Source organism: Vibrio sp. 10N.286.46.A8, assembly GCF_041470165.1.
Classification (GTDB): Bacteria; Pseudomonadota; Gammaproteobacteria; order Enterobacterales; family Vibrionaceae; genus Vibrio; species Vibrio tasmaniensis_A.
Genome location: NZ_JBFRLX010000284.1, coordinates 1339 through 2222, shown reverse-complemented (window position 1 = coordinate 2222; position 884 = coordinate 1339). Strand labels below are relative to the sequence as shown.

The following is an 884-nucleotide window of genomic DNA, read 5'->3' as shown; positions in this document are numbered from 1 at the left end:
GTCGCGACTCATTTAGTTTGACCACTATTATGCATAGTGTTTACTCCTTAAATTTATCTTTTCGGATACTGTCCTAGACACCATGCTAAGCCCTCTCAAGCCTTTTGGTTTGAGAGGGCTGCTTTCGTTCTATATGCATCTGTTTTAGCTTTCCCTTCATGTTACCTTGCCATTCATTTCATCTACGTAGCTATGGCTCTTGTCATTAGTTCTTATACGTCGCGATCTTCGAATAAAAGTATTTAAATCATTTAATTGAGCTAAAGATCAGAATTTAGATATTGATAACCATCTTGCCGAAGATTCTCTTTTAATGATGCGGTAAACTCTGCGCTCCAAAAAACAGTTTAGGGACAAACTATGAGCAGCGTTGTAGATCAGGAGCAATTGATGAATTCGAAACGAACAGCAACACCCAGCAAAGTACTGTGTATTGGGCGCAATTATGTTGATCACATCGAAGAGCTTAATAATGTTATCCCTGACTCTATGGTGGTGTTTAATAAGCCGAGCACTAGCGTTACGTCTTCTCTATCATCTTTCCATCAAGAAACGTTACATTATGAAGCTGAAATCTGCTTCATTGTTGAAAACGGTGAATACTCTGCCGTGGGGCTAGGTTTAGACCTTACCAAACGCGAGTTACAAAGTAGTTTGAAGGCGAAAGGTCTGCCTTGGGAGCGTGCTAAAGCTTTTGATGGTTCTGCTGTTTTTAGTCGCTTTGTTCCCATAGATAACTTGGACCTCTCTGACTTAAACATAGAGTTATTTATTAACTGTGTCCGCGTTCAAAAAGGGCATGTTGAACAGATGCTTTATTCCCCACAGACCATCCTCGAAGAGTTATCTTCTTATACGACTTTGCTTGACGGTGATGTTGTGAT

At 40.2% G+C, this 884-nt stretch carries 1 protein-coding gene; it reads left to right on the top strand.

All coding sequences use genetic code 11. From position 1 onward, the window contains the following. Positions 1-360: 360 nt before the first annotated feature. The coding region (locus tag AB4232_RS21455; RefSeq protein WP_372087965.1) for a fumarylacetoacetate hydrolase family protein at positions 361-884 on the top strand (524 nt) is incomplete at its 3' end.